Origin of the sequence: Nitrospira tepida (assembly GCF_947241125.1) — a bacterium.
Taxonomy (GTDB): domain Bacteria; phylum Nitrospirota; class Nitrospiria; order Nitrospirales; family Nitrospiraceae; genus Nitrospira_G; species Nitrospira_G tepida.
The window spans coordinates 4,407,311-4,429,758 of sequence record NZ_OX365700.1 but is presented as its reverse complement, the minus strand read 5'-3'; the positions used below and the strand labels follow the sequence as shown (position 1 = coordinate 4,429,758).

25 protein-coding genes are annotated in these 22,448 nt (G+C 61.7%); 10 read left to right on the top strand and 15 right to left on the bottom strand.

Going from position 1 to position 22,448, the window contains the following annotated elements; all coding sequences use genetic code 11:
• Nucleotides 1–46 precede the first annotated feature (46 nt).
• The 14 genes from QWI75_RS21020 to QWI75_RS20955 all read right to left on the bottom strand — a co-directional run bounded on the left by QWI75_RS21020 (nt 47) and on the right by QWI75_RS20955 (nt 13,183).
• Nucleotides 47–904 (bottom strand): universal stress protein, encoded by an 858-nt coding sequence (locus QWI75_RS21020; RefSeq protein WP_289271329.1) that lies wholly within the window; start codon nt 902–904, stop codon nt 47–49.
• Between the two features lie 14 nt (nt 905–918).
• A complete protein-coding gene (locus QWI75_RS21015; RefSeq protein ID WP_289271328.1) occupies nt 919–1,521 on the bottom strand; it encodes a Cif family virulence factor in 603 nt (200 codons plus the stop codon).
• A 34-nt stretch (nt 1,522–1,555) separates the two neighbouring features.
• On the bottom strand, nt 1,556–2,056 hold the full coding sequence (locus QWI75_RS21010; RefSeq protein ID WP_289271327.1) for a BCAM0308 family protein: 501 nt from the start codon (nt 2,054–2,056) through the stop codon (nt 1,556–1,558).
• Between the two features lie 89 nt (nt 2,057–2,145).
• Nucleotides 2,146–2,619, bottom strand: a complete 474-nt coding sequence (locus QWI75_RS21005) for an Hsp20/alpha crystallin family protein (protein ID WP_289271326.1) — start codon at nt 2,617–2,619, stop codon at nt 2,146–2,148.
• A 71-nt stretch (nt 2,620–2,690) separates the two neighbouring features.
• Nucleotides 2,691–2,999 carry a hypothetical protein gene (locus QWI75_RS21000; protein ID WP_289271325.1) on the bottom strand — a complete coding sequence of 103 codons (309 nt, stop codon included), beginning with the start codon at nt 2,997–2,999 and terminating at the stop codon, nt 2,691–2,693.
• 236 nt (nt 3,000–3,235) lie between these two features.
• Nucleotides 3,236–4,441: a glutaredoxin family protein gene (locus tag QWI75_RS20995; RefSeq protein ID WP_289271324.1), complete on the bottom strand. Its 1,206-nt coding sequence runs from the start codon at nt 4,439–4,441 to the stop codon at nt 3,236–3,238.
• A 111-nt stretch (nt 4,442–4,552) separates the two neighbouring features.
• Nucleotides 4,553–5,248, bottom strand: coding sequence for a peptidoglycan-associated lipoprotein Pal (gene pal, locus QWI75_RS20990; RefSeq protein ID WP_289271323.1), 696 nt, complete (start codon nt 5,246–5,248; stop codon nt 4,553–4,555).
• A gap of 14 nt (nt 5,249–5,262) precedes the next feature.
• Nucleotides 5,263–5,604, bottom strand: a complete 342-nt coding sequence (locus QWI75_RS20985) for a hypothetical protein (RefSeq protein WP_289271322.1) — start codon at nt 5,602–5,604, stop codon at nt 5,263–5,265.
• A gap of 187 nt (nt 5,605–5,791) precedes the next feature.
• The gene (locus tag QWI75_RS20980) at nt 5,792–6,760 is read right to left on the bottom strand and encodes a magnesium transporter (RefSeq protein WP_289271321.1); all 969 of its coding nucleotides are present in this window, start codon (nt 6,758–6,760) and stop codon (nt 5,792–5,794) included.
• A gap of 10 nt (nt 6,761–6,770) precedes the next feature.
• Nucleotides 6,771–7,436, bottom strand: coding sequence for a DNA polymerase beta superfamily protein (locus QWI75_RS20975; protein ID WP_289271320.1), 666 nt, complete (start codon nt 7,434–7,436; stop codon nt 6,771–6,773).
• Nucleotides 7,437–7,464: 28 nt separating this feature from the next.
• Entirely contained in the window at nt 7,465–8,586 is a 1,122-nt protein-coding gene (locus tag QWI75_RS20970; protein ID WP_289271319.1) for an RMD1 family protein, read from the bottom strand.
• 162 nt (nt 8,587–8,748) lie between these two features.
• Nucleotides 8,749–9,945, bottom strand: coding sequence for a DUF8173 domain-containing protein (locus QWI75_RS20965; protein WP_289271318.1), 1,197 nt, complete (start codon nt 9,943–9,945; stop codon nt 8,749–8,751).
• A gap of 11 nt (nt 9,946–9,956) precedes the next feature.
• On the bottom strand, nt 9,957–10,316 hold the full coding sequence (locus QWI75_RS20960) for a c-type cytochrome (protein ID WP_289271317.1): 360 nt from the start codon (nt 10,314–10,316) through the stop codon (nt 9,957–9,959).
• A gap of 11 nt (nt 10,317–10,327) precedes the next feature.
• Nucleotides 10,328–13,183, bottom strand: a complete 2,856-nt coding sequence (locus QWI75_RS20955; protein ID WP_289271316.1) for a cation-translocating P-type ATPase — start codon at nt 13,181–13,183, stop codon at nt 10,328–10,330.
• Between the two features lie 362 nt (nt 13,184–13,545).
• Here QWI75_RS20955 and QWI75_RS20950 point away from each other — a divergent pair, with 362 nt between their 5' ends.
• The 10 genes from QWI75_RS20950 (at nt 13,546) to QWI75_RS20910 (ending at nt 20,706) form a co-directional block, all read left to right on the top strand.
• Nucleotides 13,546–14,100 (top strand): adenylyl-sulfate kinase, encoded by a 555-nt coding sequence (locus QWI75_RS20950; protein ID WP_289271315.1) that lies wholly within the window; start codon nt 13,546–13,548, stop codon nt 14,098–14,100.
• 298 nt (nt 14,101–14,398) lie between these two features.
• Entirely contained in the window at nt 14,399–14,650 is a 252-nt protein-coding gene (locus tag QWI75_RS23010) for a type II toxin-antitoxin system Phd/YefM family antitoxin (protein WP_370693659.1), read from the top strand.
• Nucleotides 14,647–15,087, top strand: coding sequence for a type II toxin-antitoxin system VapC family toxin (locus QWI75_RS20945; RefSeq protein ID WP_289271314.1), 441 nt, complete (start codon nt 14,647–14,649; stop codon nt 15,085–15,087). Before QWI75_RS23010 ends, QWI75_RS20945 begins: the two co-directional genes overlap by 4 nt.
• Before the next feature lie 450 nt (nt 15,088–15,537).
• Nucleotides 15,538–15,795 (top strand): DUF433 domain-containing protein, encoded by a 258-nt coding sequence (locus QWI75_RS20940; protein WP_306417599.1) that lies wholly within the window; start codon nt 15,538–15,540, stop codon nt 15,793–15,795.
• Between the two features lie 2 nt (nt 15,796–15,797).
• Nucleotides 15,798–16,169: a DUF5615 family PIN-like protein gene (locus QWI75_RS20935; protein ID WP_289271313.1), complete on the top strand. Its 372-nt coding sequence runs from the start codon at nt 15,798–15,800 to the stop codon at nt 16,167–16,169.
• 447 nt (nt 16,170–16,616) lie between these two features.
• The gene (locus QWI75_RS20930) at nt 16,617–16,820 is read left to right on the top strand and encodes a hypothetical protein (RefSeq protein ID WP_289271312.1); all 204 of its coding nucleotides are present in this window, start codon (nt 16,617–16,619) and stop codon (nt 16,818–16,820) included.
• An 84-nt stretch (nt 16,821–16,904) separates the two neighbouring features.
• The gene (locus QWI75_RS20925; protein WP_289271311.1) at nt 16,905–17,843 is read left to right on the top strand and encodes a helix-turn-helix transcriptional regulator; all 939 of its coding nucleotides are present in this window, start codon (nt 16,905–16,907) and stop codon (nt 17,841–17,843) included.
• A 179-nt stretch (nt 17,844–18,022) separates the two neighbouring features.
• Entirely contained in the window at nt 18,023–19,318 is a 1,296-nt protein-coding gene (locus QWI75_RS20920; RefSeq protein ID WP_289271310.1) for a CHC2 zinc finger domain-containing protein, read from the top strand.
• Nucleotides 19,319–19,346: 28 nt separating this feature from the next.
• The gene (locus QWI75_RS20915; protein ID WP_289271309.1) at nt 19,347–19,583 is read left to right on the top strand and encodes a hypothetical protein; all 237 of its coding nucleotides are present in this window, start codon (nt 19,347–19,349) and stop codon (nt 19,581–19,583) included.
• Between the two features lie 127 nt (nt 19,584–19,710).
• On the top strand, nt 19,711–20,706 hold the full coding sequence (locus QWI75_RS20910; RefSeq protein WP_289271308.1) for a restriction endonuclease: 996 nt from the start codon (nt 19,711–19,713) through the stop codon (nt 20,704–20,706).
• Between the two features lie 547 nt (nt 20,707–21,253).
• On the opposite strand, the gene QWI75_RS20905 is transcribed toward QWI75_RS20910, so the two are convergent.
• Entirely contained in the window at nt 21,254–22,297 is a 1,044-nt protein-coding gene (locus tag QWI75_RS20905; protein WP_289271307.1) for an IS110 family RNA-guided transposase, read from the bottom strand.
• Nucleotides 22,298–22,448: the final 151 nt, after the last annotated feature.

Genomic DNA, 22,448 nt, shown 5'->3' with positions numbered 1-22,448 from the left:
GTCTTGAGAAACACGCCGGCCGTCCGCTCAGACCGACTCGACAAGATCACCGAATGACGAGCACCGGACAACTGACATGGTGCAGCACCGCATGCGAAACGCTGCCGAGAAGAAACCGCTCCACGCCTCGTCTGCCGTGCGAGCCGATCACGACGAGCTGCGCGTCCTTCGCGGCCTCGGCAATCTGATCCGCCGGATCGCCCTTCAGCACCTGGGTGGATGAGATGTGATAGATGCCGCCGAGCGCGGTCGCGGTCTCGCGCACCTGCCCCTGGGCGTAGAGTTCCATCTCCTCCGTCCAGGCCGCATACCCGTAGGCGAGGGTGGGATCGCCGACATGGGGCGTCGGCACGACGCTGATCACCGACCAGGAAACCGACCGGGCGAGGCGATTGGTCGAGAGCCAGCCTCGCAGGCGGGCGGCATCCTCCACCCCTTCGATGGCCAAGACGGCATGCGTCACCGCGCCGGGATCGCCGCGGACGATCAAGGTGGAGCAGGAGGCGTGCTGAACCACACGGTGGGAGACGCTGCCCAGCACGGCTTCAGCCATGCGGCCTCGACCGCGGCTGCCGAGCACGATCAGGTCGGCCTTGGCGGACTTGGCTGTTTCGAGCACGACATCCGCGGGATTCCCGAATTGATACAGGCGCCGAACCGACTTCACCGTGGAGGGGACCAAGGCCGCGGTCTGGTCTAACAATTTCTCGCCGGCATCGATGAGGGCCTGTCGCAGCTCTTCGTGCGCCTGTTTCGCCAGCGGAACCGGCGTGAACGGGCTCTCGAACGGCCGCATGTCGATGCCGTGGATCAGCGTGAGTTCGTCCGGCGTGAAGAGCCGGCCGGCCACCTGGACGGCATTGAACGTTTGATCCGACCAGTCGACGGCGATGACGATACGCATGGGTCTCCTGTGTCCTAAAACAACGGATGGGGTGCGGTGCCGAAGGGCAGGACCGTCGGGGCTTCTCCGGCGTTCCCGCGAATGCGCCAAGCTCCGTCCTCTTTGACGAGTTGATGGACTTCTTCATGCCAACTGTCGATGGGAACGCGGAGGTTCCCCCGCTCGGAGGTGGCCCACAAAGCCCCCGTGCAGGTGATCTCCGCGAGCAGTCCTTCCGGCGTGGTTGTGACGCGAATCACGGAAAATGTATGGCTACTGGTGATCTCCCGATAGTCCTTGAAGAGCGCCATCCAGATCTGTTCCACATCGGACTTCGCGAGGTCGTGGTAGTTGTACCGCTTGGAGTAGAGGCTCATCACGCCGTCCAGGTCTCGCCGGACCACCGCTTCGTCCGCCCGATGAAAGGTCGCGAGCAACTCGTCCACCGTGTCCCGGTCCGCTTCGATCATGGCATCGGGCAGGATTCTGGTCTCCGCTCCGACCGATTCGATCGCTGCCGGTAATCCGAGGAGCCCCAGCCAAACTATCACGCCGAACAGGCCGAGCGTCAGGAGGAGAAGCCCGGCTTGCACGGGAGACAAGAAGCGGTGCGGTCCTATGGCGCCGCGCGCCATCATAGCATAGGGATGCCCTCCTGGTCCCGCGGAGCCGTCAACGAGTCCATTGGACTCTCACAAAGTCCTCGGCCTTGTTGTAGTGCACGTCCAACTCGCCCTGGTGCGCGTCCTTCAAGGCCGACCCGATCCGGCGGGCCAGGTGCGAGTCCGTGGTCGAGATCACCACCTTGTCCTTCTTTTTTTCGATCGCCATGATCCGCGAGAGCGGATGCTCTTCCTTTTCACTGGCTTCCGCGTTCCGGATGAGTCCGACCAGTTCATGCTCGTGTGATGGCAGGTACGGTCCCATCAAGGTGACCAGCCCTTTGGGATACTTGTCTTCGATCCGCTGGCAGGCCGGGCACAACGCTTCGTGCGCGTTCTCCGGTTTGGGGCCCCAGGACCAACGGCCACGATGGAAAACCGCGCCGCATTGCGGGCAGGCGGTGGGCTCCTTCAGCTTGCGCTTGGTCTTGTAGGTATCGTGCTCGTATTCGCGGACATCCCTGTCTCGTCTTGCTGGTCGTCCGCTTGCGGCGGCGGTCTTGGCTTTCATACGGTCGGCCTCCGTTCTGCCGAGTGGCGCCCGCTCGGCACGGCAATCGGAAAATGAGGTCCTCCTCCGGCGTGGGTTGAGGACACTCATCACCCCACCTTGATCTCCACGCTCTTGGACGCGGGCTTCGCGGTTTTCGGCAGGTGTACCCACAACACCCCGTCCTTGGACTCGGCGGAAATTTTGGCGGCGTCGGCATCGTCCGGGACGGTGAAGCTTCGGGTAAAGCTCCCGTACGCGCGCTCCACGCGATGGAATTTCTTGCCCTTTTCCTCTTTCTCATAGGTCCGTTCCCCGGAGATGGTCATGACGCCGTTGTGGACGGTCAGCTTGATCTGGTCCTTCTTCACCTCCGGCAGCTCGGCCTTGATGAGGTATTCCTTGTCGTCCTCCGAGATGTCCACTAACGGGGACCACTCGGCGACCGTCATGGCCTCCTCTCGTTCGCCTTCTTTCCGCGCGGCCGTGCGACCGAAGAGGGTAGCCAGCCGCTTTTCCATCTCCTCCAATTCTTTCACGGGATTCCATCTGGTGATCGGATCCCAGCGAGTCAGTTCTCCCATGGCGCTCCCCTCCTTTCCGTCTCAATACGAACGGTGAATGGTGTGAACGGCGGCCTCCATCGTCATTCCCGCTAAGCCGCTTCAACCTTCCTCTGCGGTTCCCCGCCCTCCAGCGGCGTCCGGGCCGCTTCGCTCTCCAGGGCGATGTCGCACCGTGGATACTGCGCCGCTTCTTTGTGAGGTGGAAGCGACAGGGCATATTCTCCTCGCCCCTTCAGCGTGACGAGCAGCGCGCCCTCCCGGCTCAGCCGATCGATTTCCGCAAAGACCTGATTCCACGTGAGATCGGGATGCAGGCTCAGCACCTCCTCCATGCGGCAACCGGGCAGGCGCGCGATCGCCTCCAGAATGATGCGAGCGGTCGGTGTGGCGGTATCCATCAGACACCCCTCCTGGATAATCCGGACGCAATGCTCTTGCGAGTGTGCATGCAAGGTGCCAGAGAGAGGAGCCCGGCCTGAGGCGAAGTCCCAGCAAGCCGAACAAGCACTTAGAACAACAGCGAGGCCGGCACGATGTTGCGTTTCAGACCAGCGGGGAGATAGCGGTTGTTGCCAAAAGCCACAGCGGAAGGGAACGACCGATTGAGTCGGTCCGCCTGTGGGAAAGGGTGTTGTTATTGCAGCCAGTCCGGTTTCAACAGCAGGATGAGGCCCAGGCCGGCCATGACGGCTCCGCTCAGGAGCTTGAGCCGGCGTCCTTGACGAGCTTGTAGCTTATGGCGGCTGAGCGTCACGACGGCGATCGCGACCATCAGACTGTCGTCGGCGATATAGGCAAGGTTATAGAGGGCGAGATAGCCGTAGTACTGCCACCAAGTCAGGTCGCGTAAGGTCAGGATTCTGGTATAGGCGGCGGGCAACCCCGCCGTACAAAGCAATTCGATGACATTGACCAGAACGGCGAGCAGGACGACTCCGACGACCGCCCCGGCCATATTGTCGGCCTGAAGAATCCGTCTCGTTCTGGCGTAGAGGTCCGGCTTGGCCGATTCCGGGATTCCGATCGACCACCCACCTTCGGTTGAAGACGCATCGTGTAGGTTGAGGGCGCCGATCAGCAGGGCCACTCCGCCAAGCAGGATTTCCGTGACGCGCGAATAGCCGACGAACCGGAACAGGTTGAGCCAGGCCGCCATGAACGCGAAATACACCAGACCGCTGACCAGGACGAACGTCCCGGCGATCAGAGCCATTTTCTTCCGGTCTCGCAAGTTCACCAACAGGGACAGGAGAAACAGCAGGACCCACATGGCGCAGGGATTGAACCCGTCCAAGAGGCCGAGGACCAGGGTGAAGAGCGGGAGCCCGAGATCCCGCGCGCTCAAACGGCCGAAAAACGAGACCGTCACTGTGTCCGGATCGCTCGCTTGATCGGACGAGGAGCGACAAGGCTCCTCGATCTCGGATCGGCAGGCATCGGGAGGCAGCTCGTCGTCGCGATCGCGTGAAGTTCGGTCGAGCAGCGATCGGATCAGCGAGCCGGTCGTACCAGCCTCGTCGTAGCCGATCAGGAGTTCTCCTCCCACCAGAAAGGCCGGCACGCCGAGTGTCCGAATACCCCGGGCAGCTGCCAGCACGTGCAATCGCTCCGTCGCCTCCGGCGATCGCCCAACGTCGCGGATGACAATCTGAAGGGACGGCCGTTCCTGTTTCAGTTGCTCCAGAAAGGATTTGGCTCGGGTACAGTGGGGGCAGCCTTCTCTGACGAAGACTTCGATGTCCGCGGCGCAGGTGGCGGCCAGCCTGTTGTCGGCTGAAGCGGGGATGGGGTCACCCAGGCAGCAGGCGAGCAACAACACCAAGAGACGAAAGAAACGCATGCCCATGCCCGTTGGACAAGCAACAGGCAGGCCAGGTAGGCGTGCGATATGCTGGCGGGGGACAGAGAACTGAAGGGCGGCCCTTAAATGGAAAAGGGCCGCCCTGTTCGGTTATCGGGCGACAAAATGGGCCCGGCGGTTGGACTGCCAGCAGGCTTCGCTGTGGTCGGTGCAGAAGGGCCGCTCTTTGCCGTAACTGATGATCTGCATCTGCGAACCGGGCACGCCGAGATTTTCCAGGTAACGTTTGACCGATTGGGCCCGGCGCTCGCCAAGGATCAGATTATAAGCCAGCGTGCCGCGCTCGTCGCAATGGCCTTCGATGACGATTTTCTGTCCATCGTTGGCCCGCAGGACCTTGGCGTTCTCTTCCAACGTCGTCCGCGCGTCGGCGCGCAAGACCGATTGGTCATAGTCGAAATAGATGTCCTCCAGCGAGGGAGAGGGAGCCGGAGGGGGAGGCGGTTCCACCGGCAGCGCCGCGGGCGCCTGGGCGACTATGGGCGGCTCCGGCGCCGCAGGTGGTTCGGGAGCGGGAGCAGGGGCCGGCTGAACCGGTTCCGGAGTTGGAGCAGGAACCGGCTGGGCCACAGGCGGTTCGACTTTCGCCTCTTCCATTGGCGGCGGCGGGGGCGGCACCGGTTCCGGCGTCGCCTGCACGGCCGGCGCTTCGGGCTTCGGCCCGGCAATGAACGATTGGTCTCCGGAACCGGACGACAGTTTTTTACCCGAACAGCCCGTAACGATCCCCAGTATGAGGAATCCCAGCAGGACTCGACATGCTGTCGTTGCGATCAATCCATACATGAGTGTGGTTCTCCTTAGCGGATGTGAATGGACTGGGCGACCAGTCCGTCAGGGTTCTTCGAATAGGTGAGGTCGGCAACGTCTCCTACTTTGACATCGGCCAGCGTGATGGCGCGCGTGCCTTTGGTGATCTTGGCCTCGGGCGGAACCGACGCGCCGACGATCAGCTCTTCTTTATTGGGCCGGCCGGATCGGATGACGATCGTGTGCGGCTCGTCCTTCAGGTTCGTGGCCACGACCTGTCCGCGGACCGTGTGAACCGCTCCCTTCTGATTTGCGGCGAAGAGGGACGCAGGCGTGCCGGCCATTCCCACCGCAAGCCAGAGCACACAACAAAGTCTTAGGACGCTCCTCATTGAGACCTCCATTCCATGTGTCGACTGGGTCAGCCGTCGCGGGATCGAGCGACGCTGGTTTCTACGATGTGCGGCGTAGAGAATGTTGTCCCTTATACTCTTCTGTGCGGAAGATGCCAAGATGGACGGGCAATTTTTTGGGCGAGGAGGCGTGCCCGGCAGGCCCGGAGAGCGGTACAGCCTCCTGTCAAAGGAGGGCGGTGGCGATGCCCAAATACATGGCCACGCTCAGGAGGTCCTGGAGCACGGTGGCGATCGGCCCGCTGGCAAGCGCCGGATCGACACCCAGCCGGTCCAGGGCGAGCGGGAGCAAGGTGGCGACCAGCGTCGCGACGCAGGAGGTGGCGAGGAGCGTGATCGAAACGACCAGCGCGAGTTGGCGATGGCCTCCAAAGAGATACAATCCGAGCCCCGCAACGGCGCCGACGGTGGCTCCGATCAAAAGTCCCAGGAGTCCTTCGCGCCAGAGGTGCAGGAACAGGGAGACCCGGCCGTAGGCCAGGGTCCGGACCAGCACCGTCTCCGTTTGCGTGCCGACCGCGTCCGCCATGTAGACGACGAGCGGAAGAAAGAAGGCCAGCGCGATCTCCTGCTGCAAGGCTGCTTCAAAGGCGCGGGCTATTCCCGCGGCCACCCACCCGCCGGCCAATCCGAGAATCAGCCAGGGAATCCTGGCCCGGAAGGCATCGACCGTGCGGTGCGGTTCGGTGGGAGCCGGATGGGTCGAGCCCACGCCGCCTTTTCGGAGCAGATCGTCCACGTGCTCTTCGTGCAACAGGGCGAGCAGCCTGCCGATCGGGATGGCCCCCAGCAACCGGCGCCTCTCATCGACCACGGTCACGTCCGCCTCGTGCCGTTCAACCGCCAGCAACGCGGCCGATTCGGCGACCTCGTCCGGACTCACCTCCAGCGGCGGCGGACCTTGAAGATCGGCCAGGACCTGCTCGGGACCGGCGGCCAGCAGCCGTTCAATCGGCACCTGGCCGAGCAGCCGGCCCTGTTCATCCACCAAATAGAGGTGCCCGGCTTCTTCGAGCTTGCCTTCCCTCAACATCGAGAGGGTGCGGGCCACATGGTCAGTGGGAGCGGCGCGCGGAACAGCCGCCGTCATCAGTTCCGCCGCCCGTCGTCGATCGTCGCGAGGTGGACTGTCCATGCGTGGATCGCTAGGAAGACAGGAAGGCCTTACGGATGCGGAGGGCGAAGGCGTCGACCGCGTTGGGATCGGACCGATGAACACAGGCGCTCAGGCGCTGCGTGGCGACGCCGGCCCAGTGCTCGCCCATGTCGATGACCTCTCCGGGCCGGACCTGGCCGGCCTTCAGCCGAGCGAGATCGGCCCCGACCTCCGTCTCGGCGATCCGCACGGTAAAAGTTCCCCGGTCGAGGAGTTCGCAGAGGTTGTAGAGGACGCGCACGTAGGCCGCCGCATACTTGGCCGGCCTCCCGTCTTTCTTGTCGAGGAACTTCTTGCGTTGGTTCGCCGCATAGGTCATGAAGGCCTCGTAGGCCAGGCGCGGGGACCAGACGGATGGGAAGAGATCGCGCAACTCCCGTCCCCACTCGTCCGCCGAGACGACCGGCGCGAGAAAGGTTTCGAGGACCAGGGGGTAACATTCGAGCGCGAGCGAGAGGAAGAGGCCGATTTCCCAAGCCGTCTCATCCGCCGTTTCCTTCGTCATCCTCGTGCCCTGATACCGGAACCCGACCCGGAAGAGATCCGCGGTCGGCATGACGTAGACGCTTCGATAGTCGGCATCGCTCTCCGGGCCGGCCAACCCATGCGCCTGCGATCCGATCAAGACTTTCAGGATGGTCCGATCCTGTTCCATGAGCAGCACGTTCCCATTGATCAAGCGATCACTGCGATGAACCCATCGGGATGAACGAAATCACGATGGAAATGGCGATGAGCACCACGATGATCCATTCCAACAATTCCATCCGGCGATTGGCGGCCCGGTCGGTCATCTTGCCGTAAATGCTGTCCAACGTCTGGAGCTTGCGGATGATGCTCGCGTCCCAGTCCTCCAGATGAAAGCGCTGCGAGATCATGCGATACAGCCGCGCGAGGTACTGGTCTCCCAACAGCTTGAGCGTGTTGGTGACGCGCTCGAAGAGGATGGCGCTGTCCACCTGCATTTCCGCGATGCGGGTGGAGCTGGTTTCGAGCGAACGAGGCAGGGGCAGCCGGCTCCACGGGGTCCTGGCCAGCGCCTCATAGGCCTGGTCCAGCGCGAGATCGAGTTGGCGGTCGAGCAGGCGCATTTCCAGCAGTTCGACATTGGCGAACTCGATCACCGCCCGCACGTCTTCCATGTCGGACCCGAACAGAAAGGCGGCGTTCCAGTCGATCACCGCGAGGTCCTCGGGGCTGAAGGAGAGACGGTAGGACATGGCGTCGCGGATTTCCTGCTCGGAGAGCGGGGCCCGCTCGCACCGGAGGATCTGCGCCAGCTCGTGCTCAAACGCCGTCCAGAGAAAAGGGCGGTTCGGGGCGCTGGACGCTTCGATATGGAAGATCGCGTAGTCCTCGACCTCCCCGGCCAGCGCCGGCTTCTCGATGGCTTCCCCGAGCGCCTCGGCCAACTGATCGACCCATCGGCGCGAATCGGTCAAGAGCGAGGGGTTGTCGTAGAGGGCTTCGCTCAGCCCCAACAGGCCGGCGAAGGGACCTTCGATCGGGATCTTATAGGTGACCGTCAAGGCGCCGAAGTCGTAGAGCATCAGCTCGATGCTCGGGCTCGTGGCATAGTGCCAGAGCTTGATCGGAGCGGTCTCCTGCAATATCCGCAACGGCGCGGGGCGGTATTCCAAATGCGGCGGCGCGCGGAGCTTGTAGCGGATCTGGGCCCGTTCCTTCAGCGCGGTGATGCGGCGGTCGGCGAGGTCGAGATTGATGGCGGCGCCGATGTCATAGGCGAGCAGCGCGAAGCAGGTGCCCTTCTCGATCGTCAAGCGCTGTGCATCGTCCGTCGGCATGGCGGGACTTCCTCAGCGCAGTTGTTAGGCTACAGGATTCATGACGGCTCGCCGCAACATCGCGCCTGGGAACCACGGCATTCGTCAATCGTCACCCGTCATTCGTCAATCGTGGAACTGCCTCCTCCGGCTGGCGGTTGACGTATGACGCATGACGGTCCCCTAAATCAATTCCTGGTACCGGGCCTTGCGGTAAATCTCTCCCTTGCTCAACAGCGCCGCTCCGGTTCCGATCACCGTCACCAGCAGCATGACGAAACCCCCGGCGAACGGGATGAGTGCCAGGACAAAGTAGAGGATCAACCCTGTCAGGAAGGCGCCCCTTGCGCCGGGCGCTCGTCCAAGGCCTCGCAACAGACCCCAACCCAGCCAGGTGATCGCGAAGACGCGGCTCAGATAGAGGAGCAGGAACAGGCCGGCTGCCGCCACCAGCGCAAGCGGGATACCCAGCAACGTGGCCGCCAGCAAGAGAATCACGATCGGTCCCAGCAGGCACAGCACCAGGCCCATCCCGAAGGAGGCGAGCGTCCGCCGGCTCAGGTTGGCCACGGTCAATTCGGTCGCGATCGGATAGAAATGGATGAGCACCAACCCCAGCACGAGCGTCGACACGAAACTGATTCCGGCGAACAGCAGCTTCCCCATGGCGAGCCCGGCCAGGATCTGTTCCGGCTGAGGCATCCGGAGCGTGCGGAAGGCCCGTTCCGTGACCCGGCCCTTGACGACGCCCGGATCGTCGATGATCGGGGAGCCTTGTCCCATGTAGCTCAGGTTCCCCTCGATCCTGGCGTTGGACGTCACGCGAAGCGTGCCGGCGGCGGCGTTGACATGGCCGCCGATTTCATTGGAGAGGATGACCTCTCCGCCACCCACGTTCAGACCCTTTGCGACCGGCCCGGCTAAATGCACGGAGCCTCCGCCTGCGACCATCGCTCCCTCCACGCGGCCGGTGCCGGCAGTTTCGATCATCCCGCCTCCCACGGTGAGGTTGCGGCCGATCTGCCCGCTGATCGAGACCCGGCCTCCCACGACCCGCGCGTCAGCCGTCACCGTGCCGGAGATCGTCACGATCGCGCCTGCGGCCAGGAGGTCGCCGTTGATGGTTCCATCCACGATGATCCGGCGGGCGATCACATGGGCGTCGCCGTTGATCGTGCCGTAGATCTCCACCTGATCGGCGGCGGCGAAATAATCCCGATTGATGGTCTGTCCGCGCGGCACGGTCACAAGGCCACGGGAACCATCCGATTCCTGACTTTCTTCGTCCGCCAGGACAAGAGGCGGCTGCGACGTGTCCAACAGGCCTGCGCCGAGGATGATCATGATCCCGATGAGCCAACGTGGTCCGGAGGATGTCATAGAAGACTCCTTTATTCAGGCGGCGCCAGTTCGCGAATGTACCGCAGCGCTTCGAGGATTTCTTCATCCGTGAGACGGGTCAGCCATCCGTGCATCGGCGTGTAGGCGACTCCATAGGCGGCGGCCATCCACAATTCAAAGTCCGTTTTCGCACGGATGCGCGGAGCATGGAAATTGGCCGGGCGCACGACGAGCGAGTCGGCCTCCGGTCCATCCCCCTCGCCATTCAAACCATGGCAGCGAAAACAATGCTCTTCATAAATCATGCGGCCGGTGCGGATGCGGCCGTCTTCGCCCCATGACGCCGCCAGGCCCGCCGCGAGCCCGATCATCGTCACGAGTAGCGCAATGGCGGCGATGCGGCCGGTCATGCAGGATCCTGTCATGCGAACGCCCGCGGGCCATCCCGCTCAGACTGAGACAGGCGGCCGTCGTCTCCGGTTGTGACCGGACGCCATCGGCGCCGGACCAGCTTGCGCAGCTCTTCGGCCAGCAACAGGCCGAGCGCTCCAAGAACGAGGACCGGCCAGACCCAGAAGGGAATGGCCTGCGTCGCGAACACCGCCTGCCCCCAGGGGCTATAGACGATCAAGGCCAGGAGCGTGAGCTCGACCACGATGCCCAGCCAGAGCAGCGGATTGGTCCACAGTCCCAGGCGAAACGAAGAAACCTGGTCGGATCGGCAGGCAAAGACGTTCGCGACTTGGCTCATGACGATGGCCGCCAGTGTGACAGCCGTGGCCTGTTTGTACAAGGGAGCGGACCAGGGCAACGGGTCTCCCCAGGCCCAGCCCTGTACGTGAAGAAACCAGAAAAAGGCGCCGAGCGCCACCAGGGATTCCAGCAGGCCCAAGAACAGGTAGGCGCGCAGGAGCAGCGCCCCGTTCATCAACCGCTCGGTCCGCGGGCGCGGCGGCTGATCCATCACGCTTTGGTGTGGGGGCTCGGAGCCCAGCGCGAGCGCCGGCACGATGTCGGTGCCGAGGTCTACGGCGAGGATCTGCGGCACCGTGATGGCGAGCGGGATGCCGACGAGGCCGTATCCCAGGTACGGCACGATTTCCGGCACGTTGCTCGACAGGACATAGGTGCAGAACTTTCTGATGTTGGCATAGACCGTCCGTCCCTCCTCGATCGCGTTCACGATCGTCGCAAAGTTGTCGTCGAGGAGAATCATGTCCGCCGTGTCCTTCGCCACGTCCGTGCCGGCCACGCCCATCGCAATGCCGATATCGGCCTTCTTCAGGGCGGGCGCGTCGTTGACCCCGTCCCCCGTTACGGCCACGACCTCGCCCATCTCCTTCAAGGTCGAGACGACCCGCATCTTGTGCCGCGGCGCCATGCGGGCGAAGACCGGTTCCGGCTGGCCGGGACGGGCGGGAGTCAGCAGGCCGCGCAAGGCCTCCTCGGACATCGACTCCACCTGCGCTCCTTCCACGACCGGAACGAAGGCATCCGGTAGCAGCGCCGGCGACGACGGGGCGAGGCCGATTTTGCGCGCGATGGCCTCCGCCGTCAGCGGGTGGTCGCCTGTGATCATGATCACTCGAACTCCCGCGCGCCGGCAGCGCGCGATGGCTTCCGGCACTTCCCGATGGGGCGGGTCCATCATCGCCACCAGCCCCAAGAACGTGAGATTCTGTTCGACCGTCTCGATATCCAAACGTTTGTCATCCGGAACGATCTCCCGCATCGCCACCGCGAGCACCCGATAGGCCTGTTGGGCGAAGGCCCGGCTTTGGACCAGGATCTTCCGCCGCTCATCCGGAGTCAGAGCAGCCCGCTCGTCGTTCTGTCCGACATGGCTGCAGAGCGCGAGGACGGATTCCGGCGCGCCTTTGACGTAGGCGGTGAGGCGCCCGTTGATCCAGTGGAGGGTAGCCATGCGTTTGCGGTCAGCATCGAACGGCAGTTCCCCCATGCGGCCCGGGAGCTGGTGAGGCAGCACCCCATGGTCGTCCAGGAACTCGACGAGCGCCACTTCGGTCGGATCGCCCGTCCATACAATCCGGCCTCCAGTCTGCCTGACGCGCTTGGCGTTGTGGCAGAGGGCCATGGCCTGGATCAGCGGGCCGAGCTGCCGCGGGTCCGCCGTGCTGGGGAGGTGATCCTTGACGAGGAGCAGCCCTTCCCGAGATTCCATGGCCAGATCGTTTACGTAGAGGCACCCCACCCTCATGCGGTTCTCGGTCAGGGTGCCGGTCTTGTCCGTGCAGATCACCGTCGCGCAGCCGAGCGTCTCGACGGACGGCAGGTGTTTGATCAAGGCCTTGCGCTTCGCCATGCGCTGGCTGCCCATGGCGAGCGCAAGCGTGACCGTCGGCAACAGCCCTTCCGGGACGTTGGCGGCGATGATGCCGATGCCGAAGATCGCGCTGATCCAGAACCCGAGATTCATCGTGAGCCCGAGCGCAAAGACCAAGAGGCCCATCGCCAGCGAAATGAGCGCGATGACCCGCGTCACCCGGACGATTTCTTTCTGCAACGGACTGAGCTCCGGTTCGACCGTGGTCGCCAGGTGCGCGATCCTGCCGAACTCCGTCGCCATGCCGGTGGCGTAGACGACGGCGCGGCCGTGGCCGGCGAGCACCGACGTTCCGGCAAAAACCAGGTTGGGGCTGTCGAGCGGGTGGGCAGCCCTGGAGGCGGCCGCCGTACAGCGTTTGGGCGTGGCCTCTCCGGTCAAGGCGGAATTGTCCACGCGGAGGCCGGTGGCCTCTACGAGACGGGCATCGGCCGGCACCTGCTCTCCCTCGTCCAACAGGAGGACATCCCCCGGAACGACCTCATCGCGGGGCACCTGCTGCGGCTGGCCCATTCGAATCACCCAGGCGGTGGAAGGCAAGAGACTATGAAGAGAAGCGACCGCTCGTTCGGCCCGGTACTCTTGCCAGAAGGCAAAGCCGGCGTTGAGCAGGATGACGCCGACGATGGCCCAGCCCAGCGGGGCCATCCCTTCGCCCGGACGCATCGTATCCGCGATAAACGCGAGCAGGGCCGCAATCCACAGGAGCAACGCGAGAAAGTGGGTGAGTTGTCGGAGCAACCGGAGCGACCAGGGCGTCTCTCTTGAGACCTCGAGGCTGTTCGTCCCATAACGTTGAATCCGGCGCGGCACCTCGTCGGGAGCCAGGCCGGCCGGCGATGACTCCAGCCGTCGATACACGTCGGCCGTCTCAAGGGCGGCCACATCCGTGGCGGATATTTGGTGAAGACCGGCGCTCGACGACATGGTCATCCGACCATTCTTTCAATATGTGACCCGCGACCTATCCTATGGTAAGCGAGTGCACCGGGAATGCCAGCGGCGGATCTGTCTCACCGGCAGGCCGGAGCTGTCAGATGGCCGGAGGAAGATGAGTGTAATGCCCCAAAAAATATGTGGAGAGAGAAGGATTCCGCCTGCTCCACTGTAGCGTTTCGCGCCAGGTCCGAGCTTCCTATGGGGTGATAGGCGTCATCATGCTCGCCGGCCTGTGGAAAATATGATCGAAGATAATGGCACCCGACTTGCGAGACAATCATCAATGAGATGAAGGCCATAGAAGGGGCGCCGTGCCCGCGTAACAACATCACCCGAAACAAGAGAATGAGGAAACCATGACGCAACCCTTTGCCGTCTGGCTGACCGGGCTCCCTGCTTCGGGAAAAAGCACGATTGCGACCGAGCTGAAACGGGCGCTGGCGGAGGCGGGTCTGAATGCGGAGGTGCTCGAATCCGATGCGTTGCGCCGGGTCCTGACGCCGGAGCCGACCTACAGTCTGGAAGAACGGGATCTGTTTTACCGGGCGCTCGCGTACTTCGGCAGCCGGCTCGTGGCCCACGGGGTGCCGGTCCTGTTCGATGCCACGGGTCACCGCCGCGCCTATCGCGAGCTGGCTCGGTCGCTGATTCCCCAGTTCTTGGAGGTCGCGATCGTCTGTCCGCTCGCCGTCTGTGAGCAGCGGGACAAGAAGGGCACCTACCGGGGCGGCTATGCCGGCAAGAGCACGACGGTGCCGGGCCTACAGGTCAACTATGAGCCGCCGCTCCATCCCGACGTGACGGTCGATACGACCGTCACATCGGCCGGATCAGCCGCCGAGACGATCATGCAAACCCTACGAAAGCGAGGCTGGCTCTCGCAGGCCCGGGACTTTCAGCCGAAAGCGTGAGCCGTAGCTCGGCGGTTGCCACGCTCGCTCACCGAGCACGCGTGATTTTCTTACGTGCCCAGGACCATGTCGACTCAGGCAGTTGTCGAGCCCTTGCATCGCCTGCCCGCAAAGGTGCCGCCCGGCCTGAGGGTCAACCGCACGACCTCGCGTTTAAGGCCGAGGCTAAACCGCTTGCGTGGCCCCATCGGACATCCCCTTGGTGGCCGCCACAATATGATCCGTTTCGAGAAGCAACGCCGAAAACCCGTTTGCTTGTTTGCTTCTCCCATATACCTTGTGTACACTGACGGTGTACATGACAGGTGGATGCATGGGATCAATCAATGTTAAAGAAACACGCCGCCTCTTAAAAAGTCTCCTCGATCGTGCCGAGGCCGGTGAAACGATCACAATCGCGCGGCGCGGTGAAGTTGTCGCCAGGCTGGTGCCTCCATCTCGCCGCCGGCGTCGACTCCCGTCGCTCGTCGCCTTGCGCCGTTCGATCAAACGAAAAGGGCGTACGTTGAGTCGGATCGTGATTGACTCGCGCGTGACCGAGCGCGCGTGACCGTCTATGTGGATACCAGCGTTCTCGCCGCCTATTACTGCCCCGAACCGTTGAGCCTGGTCGCGGAGCGGACCTTAAGGAGTGTGACCGCACCGGCGATCAGCGAACTGACCCTTGTCGAATTCACCTCGGCAGTTTCCCGAAAGATTCGGGAGAAGACGTTGTCTCGCGAAAGTGGCGTGAGAGTGATGGCCCAATTCGAAGCGCACGTCGAGGAGGGGTACTATGAAATGCTGTCCCTGAAGGCGCGTGACTATCGTTTGGCCAGGTCCTGGTTGGGGAAATTCCAAGGGACGCTCCGCACGCTTGATGCACTCCATCTCTCCGTGGCCGAGTCCGCGGCGGCGTCGGTGCTGACCGCCGACCGGCGGCTTGCGATAGAAGCGCGGAGCCTGGGCCTACCGGTCAAACTGCTTACCCTCGGACGCGTGGGATAGAGCAGTTCGCACTGTTCGAATACCGCCTGCTCGGCCGAACGCGTCCCGTAGCATTCCCTCGGCTTACCCTAAACATTCTGGCCGTGGCGAGCCAGCGGGAGAGTCATTAAAGCCCTTCGGCCCTCCTCATCACTCCAGGTGTACCAGACCCTGCGGAAGCGCAGCTGGCTTGCGCTGCCCGCGACTTCCAGCCGAAAGCGTGAGATGTCGCTGTTCCCCCACCCTCTCCCCCAAGAAGGGGAGAGGAGAAGGTGAGGGGGGCTTTGCATGCTACATGGGTGAACGCTTCGCGTTCATGACAACTCGTGAAGCATTACTCGGGAAACGTAGCTCGCCGAGCGCATGCTGAGTTACCTGCAGCGACGTGCGATGTGGGCGCCTGCGTGATCGCTGTGCGAGTCTCCAAGAGCTAAGACCCTTCCCTGCCGGCCATTGAACCAGCCCTGGCACATGGCCTATCATGCACCCACAATGAAGCCGCTCCTTGACCGCATTAGCATCAATCCCCGCATCTGTCATGGTCAGCCTTGCGTGAAGGGGACTCGAATCATGGTCTGGCTCATCGTCCAGTACCTTGCCAATGGGAATAGTGTCGAAGAGGTGCTGGCTGCTTATCCGAGTCTCACGCGAGAAGATGTCCGGGCCTGTCTCGCGTATGCCGCCGAAATGGCCCGCGAACGGGTGCTCCCGGTCGAAGTCACGACCTGACAGTGCAATTCAAGCTCGACGAGAATTGTGATCCCCGCTGGCAGGCGCCGCTCATCAGGGCCGGGCACGCCGTGAGCACGGTCTTCGATGAAGATCTGCAAGGTGCTGAGGATGACACGATCGCCGCAGCCTGCAAGCGAGAAGAGCGGTGCCTGATCACCGTAGATCTGGACTTCGCCCAACTCTTGGATTTTCCTCCGGAGCATTCCCCGGGTTTCATCATACTGCGTCATCCACATCCCACCCTGGCAGGGATGCAGGGACTCATTGAGCAGATCGTTCATGCGGTCTCTAAGGAATCGCCTGTCGGCCGACTGTGGATCGTGGAGCCCGGCCGTATCCGTATTCATCTCGGTCCCACCGAAAACGAGTGATCCCGCAGAGCTGGTGGCCTGGGTGTGTGTGATTGCCAGACTCGCCCTCCGAATCTTTCTTGGAATTTCTCCGCGACCTCGGCCACGACGTTGTCCGTGTCGGCGAAATCCACTCCGCCACAGCCGAGGATAAGCGAGCAAGGCGTCGCCGTCTCCCACTCGCCGCGCCCTAACCCCACGGTCTCGTGAGAAAAGGCGTTCAATTCCCAGTTGCTAAAATCAAGTCCTGGCCCTCTTCGGGTGCATGTTCCCATCCCCTCTGCCTGGTCGGACGGTCCATCTGCCGGGAGTTCCGGGGGATTGCACCGCTAGGACCTCATCCGTCACAGTCCGCTGCTACAATCAGCGGAGTTAGCGACAACCCGGGTATTCGGAAAGGGGACCAGGGGAAGGAGACCAGAGCTTGGAGAATCCGGCCAACGAGCGCCGCTGAAAGGAGGATACTCGATGGGCGATTATATCTATACGAACTGGCGAGGCAAGTCATTTGACGTCCATGAAATTCTAGACGAGTTAATAGCGAATCATCCTGAATTAGCTTATATGACCCCTGAAAGTCTTATGGAGTCGATCGCTATGTTCGAAGAGGTGGAAAGATTCAAGCAGTTAGAAGAAATGTGGGAGAATCCAGAGGCGAAGACCAATCGCTGAACCACATCCACGGGAAAAGGGTGTATGGAAGGGCCGGGGAGGAAAGAGCGCAAAGATGCCAATCCTGGCGCACGGATGGTGCGGATGATCCGCACCCTGTGCTCGCGGGGGATGACCAGGGCCGAGCTGGAAGAGGAGTTCCAGGTCAGCCGGCGGCATATCTACGACTATCTTCAAGCGATTGAGGGACTCGGCTATGTGTTCGTCGATCACGAAGGGGGCGGCGAACGGGTCTGGCGCATCGACGGTGGCTATCAGGGCATCAAGCCCGAACCGGCGACGCTTCCCGAGCTCATGGCGCTGCACTTGGCCAAGAGCCATCTCGCATACTTGAACGGTACGCCCTTCGTGGAGAGCCTGGAGCACCTCATACAGAAGGTGGAGGCCGGGCTGCCGACCAAAGTCGCGAATCATCTCAAACGCGTCACCCAGGTCTTTGTTCCGCTTCAAGCCCCCATCCGGCCGTATGAAAACCAGGGCCCTCTCCTCGCGCAGATTCAAAGGGCGCTCCTGCTGCAGCGCGTGGTACGACTGAACCATACCGCTGCCGGATACGATGAACCGGTCGAGCATCGCGTCGACCCCTATGCGCTGCTCCTCTATCAGTATGGGCTGTACCTGTTCGGCTACTCGCATCGCTCCAAGGCCCGACGCCTGTTCGCCGTGGAACGGATTGCTTCGGTGGAGCTGACCGATGACATCTGTGACATCCCTGAGGATCTCTCCATCGAGCGGGCCTATGAACGATTGTTCGGCTTGATCGACGAACCGGTCCATACCGTGCGGATCTGGTTCAGCCCGGAGGTCGCCTACCTCGTTAAAGAGCGGCGCTGGCATCCCACTCAGCATGTAGAGGCTCAAGCTGACGGGTCCGTGGTGGCCACTATCGAAGCCGGCGGCCTGGATGAGCTGGCCTCCTGGGTCCTGTCCTGGGGCGCGGATGCCAAGGTGCTGAGTCCCCAGGCTCTCATTGTCGCCGTCCGGTCGAAGCTTGCCGCCGCCTCCCGCCAGTATTCGTCGTAGCCGACCGTCTCCAGCCCATTGCCTGTTCCGCTGACCGAAGCCCTGTGACCTGTTCCGTCACAGGGCGGGTGTAAGCTCGCCTTCCAGAAGGTGAGGAGGCTCACCGTGACCAATCGAGAGGGGAATTGGGTCGCGCGCACGTGCATAAAGCGGAATTCCAGAGACCAAGGAGGCGCCCCATGCTGAATCGGCGATCGTTTATCAAGAAGGCGGGGCTCGTGGGCCTGGGCACGCTCCTGCCGGCCGGGCCGATCGGTGCGGCCGCCATGAGAAGCCATTCGCGGATCGAGAGATCGGGTTGTGGACCGGCCGATGAGGAGCCGTGCTCGCGAAACGATCCATCGGCGTTGGACGACTTGCTGGCGATTGAGCGATGGGAAGATGTCCGTGACGAGGCCGATTGCCGGGAGGTCGTGCGGTCTTATCTGCCGCCGTCCGGACGCCTGAAACGATGGTCGCCGATAGCGAGTTCCTGGATCGGACCATGTCCCTTCTGCCACTCCGGCTGCTTCGAGGTTAGTCGGGAGTTGTATGCCTGCACCGACTGCCGTGCGAGCGGGTCGCCGGTGGAGTTCATCGCGCAGGCCGAATCTCTGACACGGGCCGAGGCCCTGCAGAAACTCGCGCGGATGCTCGACGCGGGTATGCTTCAAGGCGTTCGACGCGAATATGCGCGATTCTGGCGCGTCATGGAAGACGCCGCGAACTTTTATCATTCCATACTGCTGGAACGACCCGAAGGGGAGCGAGGCCGGGAATGGGCGAAGCGGCAAGGCCTCACCGAGGCGACCATTCGGCAACTCCGGTTGGGCTATTGTCCTTCCGCGCCGGACACCCTGTTGCGAGATCATCTTCAGGAACAGGGCTACTCGGAAGACGAAATGAGAGTCGCGGGGCTGATCGGGCATCGGATCGGTCAGCAGCGTCTCATCGATCGTCATGCGAACGACGTGCTGCTGGTGCCGGTCCATGACGGCCGGGGGCGTGTCTGGTCATTGCTGGATGAGCCTGTTGATTGGAGGCCGTGTCAAGAGGTGCTTTGGGGGGCAAGGGAAGGACCGCTGTACTCGCACCGGTACGACCGACTGGTCTATCCCTCGCCCGGTTGGCCGCAAGACTTCCGGCGTCACGACCAGCTTTTTCTCACACAGCATCCATTGGATGTCCTGCTCCTCCGGCAGCAGGGCCTATCTCATGTCGTCTGCCCGGTCGGAGCCAGAAGCTGGGACAAGCGGGCTGTGCTTCGCACGGCCTGTGCGATGGCGGATCATCTGATCCACGTATCGGTAGGTCCCATGGATTCGCTCCTGCTGGACGATCTGCTGAAGGTCGTTGCGCCTTACGGGGATCGAGTCCGTTTCCTTACGCTGCCGAGCGGGACGAGCCTCGGACGACTGCTGCAATCGGAAGGCTCCTCCCGTATCGCCAAGCTCGTAGCCAGCGCGCAGCCCATCACCCGGCTTCTCATGGCCTAATCAGTCATCTCACAAGAGGAGGTGACCCATGGAATGGATTTTCGCCTTGATCATCGAAATCGTGGTGCAAGGAGATGCGCTCATGCGGGTCACGATGAACAAGTCGCTCAAGCAGGTTGTACAGGAGTACATCTGCCGAAAAGAGTTCGAGGAGGCCAGGCCCGACTTCGAGAAGGCCTCGTGGATTGACGACCCCGTGGCCCGGTTCAACGCCCTGGACAAGGTGCGGATCCAAGTGTTAATACGCTGCGGCGTGAAGCCGTGAGGTGAGGGGTGCCAAAAGAAGTTCCAGGAGAACAAAATGAATTCGTGTGTCGCAGGTCTTTAAATTAGGAGGTAAGTGCCTCAGCAGGATATAGGTACATACTTTGTATTGGGGAGGGAGATAGTCCATGATATACAACTTTAGATTCGATCGTTCTCATAGAAGTGAAATTTTAAGACGAGTGGTGGAGCAAAGGCGGTTGTCCCAAGGATGGGGAGGTGGAGGAGAGAGAGACCTAAGAGTCGATGGAGAGAACTTTGTTGAAGAATGCAAGCTCTATCATCAGCTGGCCACCACTCGAGTCCCTACGAATCTGACGTGGATAAAAGCTTTCAGGAACGGAGATCTCTTGGTAGTTCCTCATCTCCCCGAAGAGAACAAGGTAAGTATTCACGTGGTGGATGGTGATTTTCCGAACTGCTATGAATACGAGGACGGTGACACGACCTGCCAAAATCATCGGATTAAAATAAGGGAATCTCATGGACTCGATGGCAATCTTTCTATTGATAACCATGAGTTAGCAGCTTGGCGTGGCAAGTTGCCGTGGATGAGACTTCCAATTTTACAGATTCCAAGCTACGAGAACCATTTTCAAAAGATCCTAGTGGCACTCAAGGAAAATCCACACGTCAGATATGACAAATCGAGCCTGGAGGATTTCTTAAGTAGCACGAGAGAGCGTGTTGTTGCTTTTATTCAAGAGGAGCTGAACAAGGTAGCTCCTTCAAAAACTGCCATATCATTCGAAGCAATCTGTGAATATCTGCTTAAAGCAGATGGCTACAGCATCGAAGGGCGCAATAGTTTTGATGGACAAGGAGGTGATCTAGATCTCCGCTGTAGACGGCTTAGAAGATCTCTATCACCTTTTGAGCCAGGAGAGACAATTCTGTTTGCCCAGGTAAAAAAGCACAAAGGGACCAGCGATCAACAAGGGGTTGATCAAGTGGTTAAGATGATGGCTAGAAATCCGGGTGCCGAGGGATGCGTAATGAGCCTGGCCGATCATTTCTCGGAGGAGGCGAAGAAGCTAGCTGAGGCCAACGGCGTGTTATTGATAAATGGCAAAGAAATTGCGCGCCTGTTTCTCGCTAATTTTGCGGACAAGACGGAGGCGTAAAGGTACCAGAAGGAAGGAGAAAAAAGGGGGAAGAAGCGGCCAGCTCAGGAGTCCTTGTTGGATCGCCTCGTCCGAGGGCGGCTCCACGTTGCTTTCTCACCCCTTCTTACTTAGAATTTTACCAGCATCATTGGGGTCTCATTGGGGTCAGGCATGACTATTGACTTTTGGTGAGTCTGTTACGTAGGCCTCAATGGCAGTGTTGTTTGAACCGGAACTTGTGGCAGCCGGGGTTGTTCTGGAAATCGCAGATGACCGCACGGCGCACGTCCGTGCGCGCCAGGCGCTCGCTCTAGCCGCTACTTCTTGAAGAGATTGTCGAGCGCGCGTCGAGCATCGTCAGCCATCTTGGGGTCAGGCATGACTAGATGCAAATTAGGGTCACCTATGAAAACGACTGTCAAGAGCGAGCATGCCCGTCCGCGATTCGGTCCCCCGCGCGTCTCAGTGGACGACGAGTCAGTCACCTATGCGGGCTCATAGCCCAGGATGAAATGGGACACCGGTCGCGCAATCAGGCACTTCGGATCTGGCTCACCGCGGATGGTCAGCCGACCATGACCCCGGGGCGCTGACCGGTGCTGCCCTTCGCCATCGGGCGAAATGCCTCCTGCTTTTTTAACATCGCGTAGATCGTCTTCAACATGGCCCGTGCCACCGCCACCCGGCCCACGTTCCGCCCATGTTTCTTCGCCACCCGATAGTAGAGACTCCGAAACTGGGGAGCAGCGTTGATCGCGTGGACGGAGAGCTCCACCAGAATCCACCGCAACCACGACGAGCCCTGTTTCGTCAGACGTCCCAGGCGGGTCTTCCCGCCGGAGGCATGGACCGAGGGCCCCAGCCCGGCATACGAACACAGATGGCGACTGTCCGGGAATCGCTGAATGTCGCCGATCTCACTCAAGATCAACAGCGCCGAGTACGCACCAATGCCCGGCATCGTCTGGAGCAAGCGCGCCTGGGGCTCAGCCGCCGCCTGGGTCTCAATGGTCTTGGAGACCTGGCGAATCTCAGTGGTCAGATGCTCCAAGGTGCGGAGATACCCGTCGAGCCCGAGTCGGTAGCACGACCGCACCGAAACGGTCGCCAGAAAGCGGCGGCTCTTCACGCCGCAGGCCATCCGCGTCGGCGTCTGGAGCCCGGTCTTACTGACGACCGCCGCGATCTTGTTCTTCACCTGCGTCCGCAGCCGCACCAAGGAGGCTCGATACCGAAGCACCTCCCGAGTATCCCGCACGTCGCGCGGCGGAATGTAGGCCGCCGGGACCAAGTCCGCGCGCAGCAACTGCGCCAACGTCGTCGCATCGATCTTATCCGTCTTGATGCGCGCACTGGCGATGGCCTTGGTCTTCAGCGGGTGCGCCAACACCAGATCCGGATGCCGCTCCTCGATCAGTTCATACAACCACATCCAATTGCCCGTCGCCTCCACCGCAATGCGCGTCTCCGCCGGCAACCGCTCCAAATACTGTTGCAACTCGCCGGTGGCGTGGGTGAGTTCGCGCTGCTCCAGCACGCGGCCCCGATGATCGAGCCGGGTCACGAAGGACTTTGCCTTGTGGAGATCGATCCCGATATACTGGCTCACGGCTGCACCTCCTGGTTGAGGGTTGTGCCCTCCCGTCCGTGGGAGCGAGCACCTTCGGAGCTTTCGCTTCCGCTCCGTGGTCCATCGAGACCGCATTCTACCTCGGCCCCGACGGTGCAGCCGTTTTCATTTAATCAGGCATGACTAGTGA

What these genes read in the sequence shown, in the direction of transcription:
- pal (WP_289271323.1), bottom strand. Translation starts at nt 5,248, where the DNA reads ATGTATGGATTGATCGCAACGACAGCATGTCGAGTCCTGCTGGGATTC.
- QWI75_RS23010 (WP_370693659.1), top strand. Translation starts at nt 14,399, where the DNA reads ATGACAGGTGGATGCATGGGATCAATCAATGTTAAAGAAACACGCCGC.
- QWI75_RS20910 (WP_289271308.1), top strand. Translation starts at nt 19,711, where the DNA reads ATGATATACAACTTTAGATTCGATCGTTCTCATAGAAGTGAAATTTTA.
- QWI75_RS20950 (WP_289271315.1), top strand. Translation starts at nt 13,546, where the DNA reads ATGACGCAACCCTTTGCCGTCTGGCTGACCGGGCTCCCTGCTTCGGGA.
- QWI75_RS21015 (WP_289271328.1), bottom strand. Translation starts at nt 1,521, where the DNA reads ATGATGGCGCGCGGCGCCATAGGACCGCACCGCTTCTTGTCTCCCGTG.
- QWI75_RS20970 (WP_289271319.1), bottom strand. Translation starts at nt 8,586, where the DNA reads ATGCCGACGGACGATGCACAGCGCTTGACGATCGAGAAGGGCACCTGC.
- QWI75_RS20965 (WP_289271318.1), bottom strand. Translation starts at nt 9,945, where the DNA reads ATGACATCCTCCGGACCACGTTGGCTCATCGGGATCATGATCATCCTC.
- QWI75_RS20940 (WP_306417599.1), top strand. Translation starts at nt 15,538, where the DNA reads ATGGCCTATCATGCACCCACAATGAAGCCGCTCCTTGACCGCATTAGC.
- QWI75_RS20920 (WP_289271310.1), top strand. Translation starts at nt 18,023, where the DNA reads ATGCTGAATCGGCGATCGTTTATCAAGAAGGCGGGGCTCGTGGGCCTG.
- QWI75_RS21000 (WP_289271325.1), bottom strand. Translation starts at nt 2,999, where the DNA reads ATGGATACCGCCACACCGACCGCTCGCATCATTCTGGAGGCGATCGCG.
- QWI75_RS20960 (WP_289271317.1), bottom strand. Translation starts at nt 10,316, where the DNA reads ATGACCGGCCGCATCGCCGCCATTGCGCTACTCGTGACGATGATCGGG.
- QWI75_RS20980 (WP_289271321.1), bottom strand. Translation starts at nt 6,760, where the DNA reads ATGGACAGTCCACCTCGCGACGATCGACGACGGGCGGCGGAACTGATG.
- QWI75_RS20915 (WP_289271309.1), top strand. Translation starts at nt 19,347, where the DNA reads ATGGAATGGATTTTCGCCTTGATCATCGAAATCGTGGTGCAAGGAGAT.
- QWI75_RS21005 (WP_289271326.1), bottom strand. Translation starts at nt 2,619, where the DNA reads ATGGGAGAACTGACTCGCTGGGATCCGATCACCAGATGGAATCCCGTG.
- QWI75_RS20925 (WP_289271311.1), top strand. Translation starts at nt 16,905, where the DNA reads ATGATCCGCACCCTGTGCTCGCGGGGGATGACCAGGGCCGAGCTGGAA.
- QWI75_RS20930 (WP_289271312.1), top strand. Translation starts at nt 16,617, where the DNA reads ATGGGCGATTATATCTATACGAACTGGCGAGGCAAGTCATTTGACGTC.
- QWI75_RS21020 (WP_289271329.1), bottom strand. Translation starts at nt 904, where the DNA reads ATGCGTATCGTCATCGCCGTCGACTGGTCGGATCAAACGTTCAATGCC.
- QWI75_RS20985 (WP_289271322.1), bottom strand. Translation starts at nt 5,604, where the DNA reads ATGAGGAGCGTCCTAAGACTTTGTTGTGTGCTCTGGCTTGCGGTGGGA.
- QWI75_RS20995 (WP_289271324.1), bottom strand. Translation starts at nt 4,441, where the DNA reads ATGCGTTTCTTTCGTCTCTTGGTGTTGTTGCTCGCCTGCTGCCTGGGT.
- QWI75_RS21010 (WP_289271327.1), bottom strand. Translation starts at nt 2,056, where the DNA reads ATGAAAGCCAAGACCGCCGCCGCAAGCGGACGACCAGCAAGACGAGAC.
- QWI75_RS20955 (WP_289271316.1), bottom strand. Translation starts at nt 13,183, where the DNA reads ATGACCATGTCGTCGAGCGCCGGTCTTCACCAAATATCCGCCACGGAT.
- QWI75_RS20975 (WP_289271320.1), bottom strand. Translation starts at nt 7,436, where the DNA reads ATGGAACAGGATCGGACCATCCTGAAAGTCTTGATCGGATCGCAGGCG.